The sequence below is a fragment of the Gordonia sp. BP-119 genome (assembly GCF_016924115.1).
Lineage (GTDB): Bacteria > Actinomycetota > Actinomycetes > Mycobacteriales > Mycobacteriaceae > Gordonia > Gordonia hongkongensis.
Window position 1 is genome coordinate 77,193 of sequence record NZ_JAFFZF010000002.1, and the last position, 15,113, is coordinate 92,305.

At 68.4% G+C, this 15,113-nt stretch carries 11 protein-coding genes and 1 riboswitch; of the genes, 3 read left to right on the forward strand and 8 right to left on the reverse strand.

Annotated features, from left to right (window positions below):
• Positions 1 to 10: 10 nt before the first annotated feature.
• Entirely contained in the window at positions 11 to 2,791 is a 2,781-nt protein-coding gene (locus tag JW364_RS01675) for a cation-transporting P-type ATPase (protein ID WP_068970319.1), read from the reverse strand.
• Positions 2,792 to 2,856: 65 nt separating this feature from the next.
• Positions 2,857 to 3,690 carry a polyphosphate kinase 2 gene (ppk2, locus tag JW364_RS01680; protein WP_058250637.1) on the reverse strand — a complete coding sequence of 278 codons (834 nt, stop codon included), beginning with the start codon at positions 3,688 to 3,690 and terminating at the stop codon, positions 2,857 to 2,859.
• A gap of 100 nt (positions 3,691 to 3,790) precedes the next feature.
• On the opposite strand from ppk2, the gene JW364_RS01685 reads away from it, so the two are divergent.
• Entirely contained in the window at positions 3,791 to 4,168 is a 378-nt protein-coding gene (locus tag JW364_RS01685; RefSeq protein ID WP_189340040.1) for a three-helix bundle dimerization domain-containing protein, read from the forward strand.
• Between the two features lie 48 nt (positions 4,169 to 4,216).
• On the opposite strand, the gene JW364_RS01690 is transcribed toward JW364_RS01685, so the two are convergent.
• The 4 genes from JW364_RS01690 to JW364_RS01705 form a co-directional block, all read right to left on the reverse strand.
• The gene (locus tag JW364_RS01690; RefSeq protein ID WP_068970321.1) at positions 4,217 to 5,443 is read right to left on the reverse strand and encodes an acyl-CoA dehydrogenase family protein; all 1,227 of its coding nucleotides are present in this window, start codon (positions 5,441 to 5,443) and stop codon (positions 4,217 to 4,219) included.
• 113 nt (positions 5,444 to 5,556) lie between these two features.
• The gene (locus JW364_RS01695) at positions 5,557 to 6,054 is read right to left on the reverse strand and encodes a histidine phosphatase family protein (RefSeq protein WP_068970322.1); all 498 of its coding nucleotides are present in this window, start codon (positions 6,052 to 6,054) and stop codon (positions 5,557 to 5,559) included.
• A gap of 17 nt (positions 6,055 to 6,071) precedes the next feature.
• Positions 6,072 to 6,902, reverse strand: coding sequence for a CbtA family protein (locus JW364_RS01700; protein ID WP_068970323.1), 831 nt, complete (start codon positions 6,900 to 6,902; stop codon positions 6,072 to 6,074).
• Positions 6,903 to 6,908: 6 nt separating this feature from the next.
• The gene (locus JW364_RS01705; RefSeq protein WP_058250870.1) at positions 6,909 to 7,145 is read right to left on the reverse strand and encodes a CbtB-domain containing protein; all 237 of its coding nucleotides are present in this window, start codon (positions 7,143 to 7,145) and stop codon (positions 6,909 to 6,911) included.
• 35 nt (positions 7,146 to 7,180) lie between these two features.
• Positions 7,181 to 7,341, reverse strand: a riboswitch (cobalamin riboswitch).
• A gap of 17 nt (positions 7,342 to 7,358) precedes the next feature.
• Between JW364_RS01705 and JW364_RS01710 the strand changes: the two genes are divergently transcribed.
• Positions 7,359 to 11,966, forward strand: coding sequence for an ATP-dependent helicase (locus JW364_RS01710; protein WP_165630256.1), 4,608 nt, complete (start codon positions 7,359 to 7,361; stop codon positions 11,964 to 11,966).
• Positions 11,967 to 11,974: 8 nt separating this feature from the next.
• The gene (locus tag JW364_RS01715) at positions 11,975 to 12,766 is read left to right on the forward strand and encodes a DNA-formamidopyrimidine glycosylase family protein (RefSeq protein WP_068970324.1); all 792 of its coding nucleotides are present in this window, start codon (positions 11,975 to 11,977) and stop codon (positions 12,764 to 12,766) included.
• A gap of 16 nt (positions 12,767 to 12,782) precedes the next feature.
• Here the strand turns inward: JW364_RS01715 and JW364_RS01720 are convergent, their stop codons facing one another.
• Entirely contained in the window at positions 12,783 to 13,205 is a 423-nt protein-coding gene (locus JW364_RS01720) for a pyridoxamine 5'-phosphate oxidase family protein (RefSeq protein WP_068970327.1), read from the reverse strand.
• A gap of 89 nt (positions 13,206 to 13,294) precedes the next feature.
• Entirely contained in the window at positions 13,295 to 15,037 is a 1,743-nt protein-coding gene (gene glpD / locus JW364_RS01725; RefSeq protein ID WP_065630729.1) for a glycerol-3-phosphate dehydrogenase, read from the reverse strand.
• Positions 15,038 to 15,113 lie beyond the last annotated feature (76 nt).

Below are 15,113 nucleotides of genomic sequence, written 5' to 3' on the forward strand. Positions count from 1 at the left end.
GCCCGTTCGGTCAGCGAAGCGCTCGCCGGGGTGCCACCGCCTCCACGGCCGAGATCGCGGACACCGCCGGACTCCGGCGACGTCGCACCCACTTCTCCGCCTCCACCACGACGGGGATGATCAGCGACCATCCGATGCAGGCGAGCCACTGGCCGCCGGTCAGCGAGGTCGTCTGCAGCAGGTCTTGCAGAAATCCGAGCTCCACCGCGAGCACGGTGACGATGATCGGGATCGACAGGATCTTCACGGCGTTGACGATCGGCGGTGTGAGGCCCGACTCCGGATCGCGCCGCATCACCAACCCGGCGAACACCGAACCCAGGGACAGCACCACGAAGCCCATGGTCATCGGGACGTTCGGTTCGGTCGGGCTCATCGGACCGGGCGCCACCATCATCGCGACGAAGGTCACCGCGAACTGCAGGACCCCGTAGGCGAACCACTGCACGAACGACGCGCGATTCGTGATCGGCTGTTTCGGGTCCCGTGGTGGTTTGGCCATCAGATCCGGTGCCGGCGGGTCCTGCATGATCACGATCACCGGGAACAGGGTGATGAAAAAGTGCTGGAAGACCACCATCAGCGGCGCCAGCGCGACGCCCTCGTTGATGTCGAAGATGCTCGCGACCAGGAACAGGAGCACCAGTGAGAACAGCTTGGACATCTGGTAGCGGATGTAGGCGACGATCTTGTCGTAGACGCTGCGCCCCAACCGGATCGCGGTGATCAACGTCCCGAAGTTGTCGTCGGTGAGGATCAGCTTGCCGGCCTGCTTGGTGACCTCGCTGCCCGAGCCCATCGCCACCCCGATGTCGGCCTTCTTCAGCGCGGCCGCGTCGTTGACCGCGTCGCCGGTCATCGCGACGACCGCGCCCTGGCGCTGCATCACGTCGGCGAGCCGGAGTTTGTCCGACGGCGTGACACGCCCGAACACATGCAACCGCGGAAGCGCCTCGGCGAGTTCCTCATCGGACATCGCGGCGAGTTCGGTACCGCTGATGGCCCCGGGACCGAGTCCCAGCTGCGCACCGATCGCCGACGCGGTTCCCGTGTGGTCCCCCGTGATCATCCGCACATCGATCCCCGCGGCGTGCGCCGTGCGGACGGCGTCGACGGCCTCGGCACGCAACGGGTCGATGATCCCGACCATCCCGACGAAGACGAGATCGTCCACGAACGCCATCGGGTCGGCGGTCACCTCGTCCTCCCGGCCGTCGAGCACGCGCGCGGCGAAGGCCAGCACACGTAGGCCCTCGGCCGACATCTGCTCGTTGGCCGCCTCGATCTCGGCCCGGACCTCCGCCAGCTCCACCCTCTCCCGTCCGGGGCGGAACGCCCAGCGGCAGCGGTTCAGCACGACATCCGGACCGCCCTTGACCATCTCGACGAAACGGACGGTGCCGTCCACCGGCAGCCGGTGGAACGTCGCCATGAACTTGTAGGCCGAGTCGAATGGAACCTCGGCGAGACGGGGATAGGTCTGGCGGGTGAGTGGCGCGTCGACCCCCATCTTGGCTGCCAGCACGATCAGCGCCGCCTCGGTCGGATCGCCGATGACGGCGCCGGCGTCCGACACGGTGGCGTCGCTGTCGAGGCACAGTCCGTACGCGAGCATGGTGAAATCGGGAACCGGCTCGCCCGCCGCCTGGGTGATGCTCCCGGTCTTGCCGTAGCCCTCACCGTCGACGGCGAACCACTGACCGTGGAAGTACAACGAGCGCACCATCATCTGGTTCATGGTGAGTGTCCCGGTCTTGTCCGAGTTGATCAGACTCGTCGCGCCGAGCGTCTCCACGTCGGTGAGGTTCTTGACGACCGCCTTGGCATCCGCGAGCTGCCGGGCCCCGAAGGCGAGCATCGCCTGGACGAAAGTGGGCAGACCGGAGGGTATCGCCGAGATGCCCATCGAGATACCGAGCAGCATCACCGTCGCCAGGTCTTGTCCGCGCACCAGCCCGATCACCACGATGATCGCCACGGCGGTCCAGGCGATCACGCCCAGGATCTTGGTGAGTGAATCCAGCTCGCGCTGCAGGGGTGACCGCTGTGGAGCGATCGCCGACAGCATCGACGCGATCTGTCCCATCTGCGTCCGCATCCCGGTCTCGGTGACGACCATCGTCGCCGTGCCGCGGGTGACCGAGGTGTTCTGGAAGAGCATGTTGCTGCGGTCACCCAGGGCCAGCTCGACATCGGTGAGCGCGGCGGGGTCCTTCGGGATCGGCGCGCTCTCGCCGGTCAGCGCGGCCTCCTGCGTCTCCAGCGTGGCGGCCCGCACCAGACGTCCGTCGGCCGGCACCAAGTCGCCGGCTTCGAGCTGCACGATGTCCCCGGGAACGAGTTGCGCCGCGGGAACTTTCACCAGGACTCCACCCCGGACCACGCGGGCCTGCGGAACCTGAATCCGCGCCAGGGCGTCCACGCTGGCCCGGGCCTTCAGCTCCTGCCGAGTGCCCAGCACCAGGTTGAGCACCACCAGGGCGGCGACCACCAGCGCGGTCGAGACCTCCGCGATCACCAGGCTGACGATCACCACGGCGATCAGCATCAGGTTCATCGGATCCTTGAGCTGCAGCAGCACCAGTGCAGCCACCGACGGGGCCGGTTCCGCGGCGATCACGTTGTCGCCGAACCGCGTCCGTCGGTCGTCGATCTCGGCCGACGACAGTCCACCGGTGCTGTCGGACTCGAGCGCCGACACGACGGATTCGACGTCCTGGACGTGCCAGGCCGGTGCGGGGGCGTCGTCCTCCCGACGTTCCGGTGACGACGGCGGGCGTGCGATGGCCATACAACTCTCCTGCCTCGGGCTCGGGCGGTGTCGTGACTACTCGACTGCGGTTCGGTTTCGGGTCGTCAATACGGGGTCGGGATCCAGTGCAGGGCCTGCTCGGGTGGCCGATAGTCCTTGGCCTTCTGCCGCTTCGGCAGTTCGATCCGGGGACGTTCGAGCGGCGTGTAGGGAACCTGACCGAGAAGGTGCTCGATCACATTCAACCGACCCCGTTTCTTGTCGTCGGTGGAGACGACATACCAGGGCGCCCAGCCCGTGTCGGTGAACCGGAACATCTCGTCGCGGGCCCGCGAATAGTCGTACCAGCGGCTGTAGGACGCGAGGTCCATGTCGGAGAGCTTCCAGATCTTCCGCGGATCGTCGATCCGGCTCTGCAGGCGAAGGGTCTGCTGTTCCTCGCTGATCTCGAGCCAGTACTTGAGCAGGATGATCCCCGACTCGACCATCGACCGTTCCACCGTGGGCACCTGTTCCAGGAACTGGTGTGCCTGCTTCTCCGTGCAGAATCCGAGCACTCGTTCGATGCCGGCCCGGTTGTACCAACTGCGGTCGAAGATGACGACCTCGCCGGCCGCGGGCAGATGCGGAATGTACCGCTGGAGGTACATCTGCGACTTCTCCCGTTCGGTGGGAGCGGGCAGCGCGACCACGCGGAAGACCCGCGGGCTCACCCTGGCCGTGATCGCCTTGATGACTCCGCCTTTGCCCGCCGTGTCCCGGCCCTCGAAGACGATGCAGACCTTCGCCCCGGTCGCACGGACCCATTCCTGCATGGCGACCAACTCGGCGTGCAGCGGTTCGAGATGCTTGCGGTACTTCTTGCCCGACATCGGGCCCGCCGGGCCGCCGTGATCCGGGCCTCGGAGTTCACCCGAGGACGATGAGTAATCTGGCATGGCCGTACGCTCCCGTGGCTGGACCGAATGACTAACTGGTCATTCTGTGCCACGTCCGAGGCATCCGCGCGGTAACCGACGAAGAGGACGCGCAATTGTCGTGGCAGGTACGGAGCACACCGTCGCATGCTCGATCGTGACCAGTCGTTTCCCCGATGAGCCTGCAGCCGCAAAGGTTTTCCCGCAGAATGTCCCAATGGCTCGGGTTGAGGAGATGCTCGAAGTCGAACAGGTGATTCGTCGCCTGATCGCACGGTTTCCGGTTATGGCTGTCGACGACATCGACGCACGTGTGCACGCCGTCTACGGACGATTCGCCGACTGCAAGGTCAGGATCTTCGTGCCGTTGCTGATCGAGAAGGCGGCTCGACGCGACATAGAGGACTTCCTGGCACAGCCGGACCACCTGACGCTCGTGTCGCCGACGCCCGGCACCACGCCGCAGACGGTCGAGGTCCGGGCCGGCGAGGTCGCCTGAACCCGGCCCGATCGTGTCGGCATGGTCCGACACGACCGGGCCTGTTCGTCAGCCCCGCAGCAGCCCCTTGGCGACGTGGGTCACCTGGATCTCGTTGCTGCCGGCGTAGATCATCAGCGACTTGGCGTCGCGCGCAAGCTGCTCCACGCGATACTCGGCCATGTAACCGTTGCCGCCGAACAACTGCACCGCCTCCATCGCGACGTCGGTGGCCGCCTTCGACGAGTAGAGCTTCATCGCCGACGCCTCGGACAAGCTCAGCGGCTTGCCCGCCTTGCCCCGCTCGAGGGCACTGAAGAGCATGTTCTGGACGTTGATGCGCGCGACCTCCATCTCGGCCAGCTTGAGCTGGATGAGCTGGAACTGTGCGATCTCCTGGCCCCACAGCTTGCGGTTCTTCGCGTAGTCGATCGAAAGATGTTGCGCCTCGTTGATGATGCCCAGCGACAGGGCCGCGATCCCGACCCGCTCCGCGGTGAAACCGGCCTTGGCGCCTTCGGATCCGCGCGCGTCCGAACCGGTGTCCTCGGTCTCGCCGAGCAGGCGGTCCTTGCCGACGCGCACGTTGTCGAAGAACAGCTCGCCCGTCGGCGAACTCATCATGCCCATCTTCTTGAACGGCTTGCCCTGGGTCAGTCCCGGCATCCCCTTGTCGAGGACGAACGACAGGACCTTACGGTCCCGCATCGGGGTGCCGCTGCCGTCGTCGAGCTTGGCGAACACGACGATGGTGTCGGCGTAGGGGCCATTGGTGATGAAGGTCTTCTGCCCGTTGAGGATGTAGTCGTCACCATCGCGACGGACCGTTGTCTTCATACCGCCCAGCGCGTCCGATCCGGAGTCGGGTTCGGTGATCGCCCAGGCGCCGACCTTCTCCATCGTGACCAGTTCGGGCAGCCACCGCTTCTTCTGGGCGAGCGTGCCCTTGCCGCGGATGGTCGAGGCGGTCAGGCCCATGCTCACGCCCAGGGATGCGACGAGACCGAGACAGACCCCCGCCAGTTCGATGTTGACCATCATGAACATCGAGCCGCCCATACCGCCGCCGTCGCCCGAGGGCTTCTTCTTCTCCCCGTTGGCCTCGGCCTCGAGTTCCTTCTCGAGAGCGTCCTTGGCCATCGCGTCGACACCGAAGCTCGACAGCAGTTTGCGAGTGATGTCGTAGGGCGGCAGCGTGCCGGATTCGAGTTCGTCGAGATGTGGCCGGATCTCCTTGTCGATGAACGCCCGCAGGGCGTCCCGAACCATCAGATCTTCTTCGGACCACTCGAACATCGTCACACTCCCAGACCGGTGTCCGCGCAGGGGCGAACACGTTTCAGTTTTGTCGTCCCCAACTGTGTCAGGAGTCACTGCCGATGTCTAGGTACGTCGTCGCAGATCTGTTCCTACCGAGCATCGGTGCAGGTGTAGAGGGTGGCCGGACGCACCTCCCGCGCGAAGAACCCGTCCGCATCGACGCACAGCAGGGCCTGCGCCACCGGCATCGCGACCACCACGTAGCCATCGCCGTGCTCGGCCTGCCCGGCACGCCAGGCATGGACTCGGTCGACGAACTGCGCGACACTCTCACCCCCGTGCGGGCGGGCCTCCGGGTCGGTGAACCACCCGCCGAGGTCGACGGGGTCGATCTCCTCCGGGGACAGGCCCGACCACGCACCGACATCGAGCGTCCGCAGCGCGTCGTCGACGATGAGGCCGCCTGTCGCGCCGAGTATCTCGGCGGTGGCGCGGGTCGCCGCCTCCGGGCCGCAGATGTCGATCGGGCGGGTGAGCGACGCGCTCAGAGCGAGCACGTCGCGTCGACCACGCTGATCGAGAACCGGGTCACCGCCGAACCGCACCGACCGGTTGGGGCCGGTGCGACCGGCGGTGATGATCTGCATTCCGGGCAGTGATCGCCTCAGTTCGGCACGGAGACCGCGCGAGCGCGGTCAGTCGCCTGCGACCGGGCCATCGCCCCCACGATCAGAGCGAACGAGACGGTGAGAACCGTCCACAGAATGACCTGGTTGGCGATCGCATACACCCGGAAATCCCCGATCACGTCACCGGGAAAGCCCGGGAACACGATCTGTCCGGCGTCGTCGCGGACCGGGCCGGGGACCTCGCTGAACGACGGCAGGAAGGCGAGCACGATCGCGATGCCGGCCAGATAGGCGACCGTGGCCGCGACCGCCGAGACCAACCCACCGATGCGCGGGCGCAACCACGACGCCAGGACCACCGCCGCGATGGCGAGGATCACCGACGACACGGTGATGGTGAGGAAGGCACCGGTTCGTTCGCCGATGGTGTCGTCGTCGCCGACGGCGGGTGGGTTCGCCGGGTAGGCGAAGAACGGGACGGCGAAGACGGCGACGAAACCGATGCCGCCGAGCACGCCCGCGACCGCACGGGGATCCGTGGCCGGATGACGGCTGCCGACGTGGCTCCACAAGACCGTGAACGCCACCGCGAAGAACGCGCCCATGCACACCGCGAACACGACGTTGCCGATCCCCGCGCCGAGGTTCTCCTGCATCGCGCGGGTGAACAACTCTCCGCCCTCACCATGGGTGTGACCACCCGGTTCGGCGGCATGGGCCAGGGCCTCCTCGGCCGCCGAGCGGGCGCTCTCGTAGTCGATGGCCTTGCCCACGACGGGTTCGAGGTAGAACCGCGCGAACACGAACGAGACGATGCCGGCGATCAGACCTGCGAGCAGGCCGGCGCCGATGAACTTCTTCTCCATGTCGACTCAGTGGCAGGGGAAGCCGAGGAAATGGCGGGCGTCGTGCACGAACTCGTGCACGTGGGTGTCGGAGCCGAAGACCGACACGACCCCCTGGTCGTAACCGAGGAAGTAGTACGCCAGCCCGGCGAGCAGCACGGTCAGGCTGAGCCAGAGCGCCGCGCTCGCGACGGAGATGTTCGGTACGGGCAGGGCACGGGCCGGGGCGACCGGTGATGCCGCCTCGGTACGGGGAGCTGTCATGGTGGGTCCTTTCGCCGATCTCGCGTCGGAGAGTTCACGGGTGGTGCACGCCGGCACGGCATCCTGACTCACGCATGCCCCGTCACGTCGACCGTGTCGATCTGGGCTGCGTTCACAGTGGCGCGACCGTTCCGGACTCTCACCGGATTCCCCGTACAGGCGTGAGGAGACTGTATACCGCGTTCTGTCGTACGAGTGCGACATAGTGGAGAGATGCCCCGCCCCTCGGTGCTCGACCGCTTCACCGCCCCCACCCGGCGGTGGTTCTCGGGTGCGTTCACCGCGCCCACCGCTGCGCAGAAGGGCGCCTGGACCTCCATCGCCGACGGCGCGAACACCTTGGTCATCGCACCGACCGGGTCCGGGAAGACCCTGGCCGCGTTCCTCTGGGCTCTCGATCGGCTCGCCGCCGACGCCGGCAATCGTCCCGCGGGCACCAAGGTCGTCTACATCTCGCCGTTGAAGGCGCTGGCAGTCGACGTCGAGCGCAACCTGCGCGCACCGCTGACCGGCATCACCCGGGCGGCCCAGGAGCTGAACCTTCCGGAGCCCAACATCACCGTGGGCGTGCGGTCGGGCGACACCTCCGCCGCCGATCGGCGTGCGCTGGTCAAAACCCCACCCGACATCCTCATCACCACCCCCGAGTCGCTGTACCTGATGCTCACCTCGGCCGCGCGGGAGAGTCTCACCGGCGTGGAGGCGATCATCGTCGACGAGGTCCACGCGGTCGCCGCGACCAAACGAGGTACCCATCTCGCGCTGACCCTCGAGCGCCTCGACGAACTGCTGGACAAACCCGCCCAGCGGATCGGCCTCTCGGCGACGGTCCGCCCGCCCGAGGTGGTCGCGGGGTTCCTGTCCGGCGCCGCGCCGTGCCAGGTGGTCAAACCGAAGGCCGACAAGACATTCGACCTGCGCGTCGACGTCCCCGTCGAGGACATGGCCAACATCCCGCCGCCGGTGTCCGATGCCGACCCCGCGGCGCTGGACGACGCGTTCTCGCCGACTGCCGGCTCGTTGTGGCCGTACGTCGAGGCCTCGATCGTCGACCAGATCGAGGCGAACCGCGCCACGATCGTCTTCGCCAACTCCCGACGCCTCGCCGAGAAGCTCACCGCTCGGCTCAACGAGATCCACGCCGAGCGCCACGGCGAGCCTGCCGAACCGACCGGCAATCCGTCGGTCGCGGGCGGCGCCCCGGCGTTCGTGATGGGCAGCGGCGCGAGCTCCGGCGCCGAGCCGGTTCTCGCCCGCGCCCATCACGGCTCGGTCAGCAAGGAGCAGCGCGCCCAGATCGAGGACGACCTGAAGGCCGGCCGCCTCTCGTGTGTGGTGGCCACCAGCTCACTCGAACTCGGCATCGACATGGGTGCGGTCGATCTCGTCATCCAGGTGGAGTCCCCGCCGTCGGTGGCGAGTGGACTGCAGCGGATCGGCCGCGCCGGGCACCAGGTCGGCGAGATCAGCCAGGGCATCCTCTACCCCAAGCACCGCACCGATCTGCTGCACTGCACGGTGACGGTGGGCCGGATGCTCGACGGCGCGATCGAGGAGATCAAGGTCCCGCAGAATCCGCTCGACATCCTCGCCCAGCAGACCATCGCGGCGGCCGCGGTCGACGACCTCGAGGTCGATCACTGGTACGAGGTCGTCCGGCGCGCGGCGCCCTACCGCGAACTGGGCCGGGGCGTCTTCGACGCGACCCTCGACCTGATCGCGGGCCGCTTCCCGTCCGACGAGTTCGCCGAACTGCGCCCCCGGGTGAACTGGGACCGCGACGCCGGAGTCATCACCGGCCGGCGCGGCGCCCAGCGGCTCGCCGTCACCTCGGGCGGTTCCATACCCGACCGCGGACTCTTCGGCGTGTTCATGGTCGGCGAGAAGGCCACTCGCGTAGGCGAACTCGACGAGGAGATGGTCTATGAGTCCCGAGTCGGCGATGTGTTCGCGCTGGGCGCCACCAGTTGGCGGATCGAGGACATCACCCACGACCGCGTACTCGTCTCCCCCGCGTTCGGTCAACCGGGCCGGTTGCCGTTCTGGATCGGTGACGCGATCGGACGCCCCGCCGAACTGGGCGCCGCGATCGGTGCCTTCACCCAGTCGGTCGCCGATCCCGGGAAGCTCGACGACCAGGCAGACCGGCTCGGGCTCACCGAGAACGCCCGCAGCAACCTCGCGACACTCATCGCCGAGCAGCGCGAGGCGACCGGACACCTGCCCACCGATCGCACGCTGGTCGTCGAGAGGTTCCGCGACGAACTCGGCGACTGGCGGGTGATCCTGCACTCCCCCTACGGCTTACGTGTACACGCCCCCTGGGCCAGTGCCATCTCGCAGCGCCTGCTGGAGACCCTCGGCATCGAGGGCGCCACCACCGCCTCCGACGACGGCATCATCCTGCGGATGCCCGACACCGACGACGCCCCTCCCGGAGCCGATGTGTTCCTCCTCGACCCCGACGAGGTCGAGCAACTCGTGACCGACGGTCTGGCCGACTCGTCGATGTTCGCGTCCCGTTTCCGCGAATGCGCCGCCCGCGCCCTGCTCCTGCCGCGCCGGGATCCGGGCCGGCGCGCCCCGCTGTGGCAACAGCGCCAGCGCAGCGCCCAACTGCTCTCTGTCGCATCCAAATTCCCCGACTTCCCGATCGTGCTCGAAGCCGTCCGCGAATGCCTGCAGGACGTCTACGACCTCCCCGCCCTGCTCGATCTGCTGAACCGCATCCGCACGCGCCGGATCCGGGTGGTGGAGACCGAGACCCAAAGCCCCTCTCCCTTCGCCGCGTCGCTGCTGTTCGGGTACGTGGGTGCGTTCATGTACGCCGACGACGCGCCGCTCGCCGAGCGCCGCGCGGCCGCCCTCTCCCTCGACACCAGCCTGCTGGCCCAGTTGCTCGGGCGCGTCGACCTGCGCGAGCTCCTCGATCCGGCGGTCATCGCCGACGTGATCGCCCGGCTCCAACGCCTGTCCCCCGAGCGTCAGGCGCGCGACGCCGAGGACATCGTCGACCTGCTGCGATGGCTGGGCCCGCTCACCACCGAGGAGGTCGCGGCCCGGTATCGCGGCGACGAGCCGGCCGCCGACCTGCTCACCGAGCTGCACCGGGTCGGGCAGATCATCTCGGTCAACCACAACGCACGTGCGCTGTGGGCGGCCATCGACGACACCGCCCGCCTCCGTGACGCTCTCGGGGTGCCCGCACCTCTCGGCATCCCGGCGGCCTATCTCGAGGAGGTGCCCGACCCAGTCGGAGACCTCATCGGCCGGTACGCCCGCACCCATGGCCCGTTCACCGTGCCCGAGGCCTCCGCTGCTCTGGGTATCGCGACCGGGGTCGTGCGCGACACCCTCAACCGTCTCGCATCGGAGCGACGCGTCGTCGAGGGTGACTTCCTGCCCGACGCCGGTATCGGCCCCCGGGACGGGCAATGGTGTCACGCCGACGTGCTGGGTCAGATCCGACGCGGTTCCCTGGCGGCGAGCCGCGCCGAGGTGGCTCCCGTCGGTACCGACGTCCTCACCCGGTTCCTCCTCGACTGGCAGCACGCGTCGTCGGGCACCCAGCTCCGGGGTGTCGACGGGGTGGCGACGGTCATCGACCAGCTGGCCGGGTTCCCGCTGCCGGCGTCCGCGTGGGAGTCCCTCGTACTGCCGGCCCGGGTGTCCGATTACGCAGCGCCGATGCTCGACGAACTGCTCAGCGCCGGTGAGGTCATCTGGTCCGGACACGGCCGCATCGGGAACTCCGACGGCTGGGTGGCGCTGCATCCCGCGGACGTCGCCGTCCTGACGCTGCCCGACGCCGACGAGATCGACACCACCCCGGTCCACGACGGGGTCACCGCCGCACTCGAACCCGGTGGTGCCCTGCGGTTCCCACAGATCGCCGCCGACATCAGCACCGGCACCACCACGCCGGCCGCCGACATCGAGAGTGCCCTGTGGGACCTCGTGTGGGCGGGCCGGGTCAGCAACGACAGCTTCGCGCCCGTCCGCGCCCTGCTGCAACCGCGGCGCAGCCCGTCCGCACCGCGCTCGGCGCCCGCGCATCGGGCACGCGGGCGCGCACCCCGGCTCCGGGCCGGCCTGTCGGCCCGGTACCTCACCGAACACTCCGTCGCTCCCCCGGTGTCGCCGACGGCGAGTGGCCGCTGGTTCGCCCTCGACCACCCGTCCACCGAGCCGACCATCGCCACGCAGGGCCTCTGCGATCAGTTGCTGACCCGATACGGCGTGATCACGCGCGGGAGCGTGGTCTCGGAGGAGGTGACCGGCGGCTTCGCGCGGGTCTACAAGGCGCTCACCGTGTTCGAGGACAACGGACATGTTCGTCGCGGCTACTACGTCGACGGCCTCGGCGGGGCGCAGTTCGCCTCGCCGGCCACGGTCGACGAATTGCGCCGGCATGCGCTGCCCGATCGCAAAGCGCCCCGCGAGGCAACCGTGCTGGCCGCGACGGACCCGGCCAATCCCTACGGGGCGGCGCTCGAGTGGCCGGCGTCTCGCGACGCCGAGGCCGGTCACCGCCCGGGCCGCAAACCGGGGGCGCTCGTGGTGATCGTCGACGGTGACGTGGTGTGTTTCGTCGAACGCGGCGGCAAGACGCTGCTGACGTTCAGCGACTCGATCCCGCGGCTGGAGTCGGCCGCAGGCGCGCTGGTCGCACTGGTCCGGCGGGGCCGGATCGCGCGTCTGACGATCGACCACATCGACTCGGAACCCGTGCGCGCCACCGACTTCGGCAAGGTGCTCGTCGAAGCGGGATTCTCGACGACCCCGCGCGGCATCCGGCTGCGTTTCGGTGATCATGCCTGAGGTGGACCATGCCTGAGGGCGACACCGTCTACGCGGCCGCCGCACGACTGCGGGCGGGGCTCGCGGGACGGGTGCTCGAGTCGTCGGACTTCCGCATCCCGTCGCTGGCCACCGCGGACCTCTCCGGACGCGAGGTCCTCGCGGTGCGATCGGTGGGCAAGCACCTGCTGATCGACGTCGCCGAGAGCGGTCCGGGTGTCGGCGACACCCTCAGCATCCACTCGCATCTGAAGATGGAGGGGGCCTGGCACGTTCATCCTCGCGGGCAACGGTGGCGGCGGCCCGCCTATCAAGCGCGTGCGGTCCTGCGAACTGCCGACCACGAGGCCGTGGGTTTCGACCTGGGGGTCCTTGAACTCCTCGCCGACCCGGACGCGGCGCTCGCCTACCTCGGTCCCGACCTGCTCGCCGACGACTTCGATCGTGAAGAGGCGATCCGGCGACTCGCCGCGCACCCCGACGAGACCATCGGGTCGGCACTCCTCGATCAACGCCTCATCGCGGGGATCGGCAACGTCTTCCGCAGTGAGATCTGCTTCCTCCGCCGTGTCCTCCCCACCCGGCCGGTGGGCGAGGTGGATCTCGGCCCGGTGGTCGATCTCAGCCGGCGTCTCCTGTGGGCCAACCGGATGCGCTCGGCGCGCACCACCACGGGCAACACCTCACCCAACGCGCGGATGTGGGTGTACGGCCGTCACGGTCGGTTGTGCCGGCGCTGTGCGACCCCGGTGAAGCGCGGCGAACTCGAATCCCCCGGCGGGGAGCGCTCGGTCTACTGGTGTCCCCGGTGTCAGATCTGAGGCGGCCGAGGCCCCCTCACACGGGGTAGCGCTCGGGCTCGGGCCCGAACTCGAAGCGGCGGGCGGTGATCGAGTCGACCGCGATCTCCACGTAGTTGTACTTCATCGTGGCGATCCACGGGCGCAGCGGCAGCTGGTCGGCCGCCTCGATCTCGTGGAGCGACACCAGTATGCGTGCCGTCCCCTTGGCGACCACACTCCACCCGTCGGTCTCGGTATGTCCGTCGGCTTCGAACGCCACTCGCGAATTCACCGCCAGCTCCGACAGTTTCGTGCCCTCGCCGGACCGCAGCATGATGCGGCCGTCGGTCGCGTGGAAGTTCACCGGGAAGATGTCGGGCTGGCCGTCGACGCTCAGTGCAATCCGACCGAGCTGCGCTCCTCCCAACAGGTCCCAGGCCTGGTCGGGGGTGAGCACCCGAACCGATTCGTCGACCATGATCTCGTCTCCTTCTCCCCACACCGATCGTCCCGCGCGACCAGGGAACGGCGACAGAGCCCAACGTCCCGACTTGACCGGAGCCACCGTCACTTCGGAACGGGCACCGGTTCGAGGATCTCGGCCCGGGCCTCGGGGGCCGCGGCGCGCAGGGCGTCGGCGGAGTCGTCGTCGGGTTGCTGCTGCGAGGCCACCTCGGCCTCCACGCGCGCGACGTAGGTCGCCACCTCGAAGTCGCGTTGCTCGGTGGTCCAGCCGAGGAGGGGCGCCAGCAGGTCGGCGACCTCGTCGGCGCAGTCGACGCCACGATGGGAGTACTCGATGGCGATGCGGGTCCGCCGGGCGAGGACGTCCTCGAGGTGCAGCGCCGCCTCGTCGACCGCGGCGTACACCACCTCCACGCGCAGATACTGCGGCGCCGCGGCCAGCGGTTGCAGCAGGCTCTTGTCGCCGTCGGCGTAGTACAGCACGTCGTCGATCAGCGAGCCGTAGCGGTTCAGCAACCGGCGAATCCGGTACGGGTGCAACCCGAATCGGCGTCCGAGGTGCTCGCACTGGTTGATGAGCGCGAAGTAACCGTCCGCCCCGAGCAGCGGGACGCGTTCGGTGATCGACGGCGCCACCCGGGTGGGGATGAAGTCGTCGCACGCGTCGACGGCGTCGGCGGCCATCACACGGTAGGTGGTGTACTTGCCGCCGGCGATCGACACGAGTCCGGGCGCGACGGTCGCGACCGCGTGTTCCCGGGACAGCTTCGAGGTCTCGTCGTCCTCCCCGGCCAACAGCGGCCGGAGGCCGGCGTAGACGCCTTCGATGTCGTCGTGGTTGAGCTTGGTGACCAGGACCTCGTTGACGCGTTCGAGGATGTAGTCGATGTCGGCGCGGGTGGCGGCCGGATGCGCGAGGTCGAGGTTCCAGTCGGTGTCGGTGGTGCCGATGATCCAGTGCGTCTCCCACGGGATGACGAACAGCACCGAGTTGGCGGTGCGCAGGATGATCGCGGTCTCGCTGACGATCCGGTCGCGCGGCACCACGATGTGCACGCCCTTGGAGGCCCGGACCTTGAAGTGCCCGCGCTGCTTGGACAGTGCCTGCACCTCGTCGGTCCACACGCCCGCGGCGTTGATCACGCAGTGGGCACGGATCTCGGTCACATCGCCGTTCTCGGTGTCGCGCACCCGGACTCCGAGCACCCGGTCGGATTCGCGCAGAAATCCGGTGACCTGGGTCGAGGTCCGGATGACCGCACCGTAATTGGCCGCTGTGCGGGCGACCGTGAGGCTGTGCCGCGCGTCGTCGACGACGGTGTCGTAGTACCGGATCCCGCCGATGAGCGAGCTGCGCTTGAGTGCCGGGGCCACGCGCAGGGCACCCGATCGGGTGACATGACGCTGTCCGGGAACGGACTTGGCGCCGCCCATCCGGTCGTAGAGGAAGATGCCGGCTCCGACATACGGCCGCTCCCACACCCGTTGCGTGAGCGGATACAGGAACGGCAACGGCTTGACCAGATGTGGCGCGAGGAACCGGAGCGACAACTCGCGTTCGCGTAGAGCCTCACGCACGAGGCCGAATTCGAGCTGCTCGAGATAGCGGAGGCCGCCGTGGAACATCTTCGACGACCGGCTCGATGTGCCCGAGGCGATGTCGCGTGCCTCGACCAGCGCGACGCGCAGACCGCGTGTCGCGGCGTCGAGTGCGGCACCGACACCCACCACGCCGCCACCGATGACCACCACGTCGAACTGTTCCTCCCCGAACCTCCGCCACGCCTCGGCGCGGTAGAGGGGCCCCATGTCGGCGGGCCGGTCCGCGTTGAACTCGGTGTTCATGGTTGCTGAGCCTAATTGATCTCTGTGGCCTCGACAGCGTGCGACACTGTCCGGCGTGGGTAGGTCAGGCAAATAC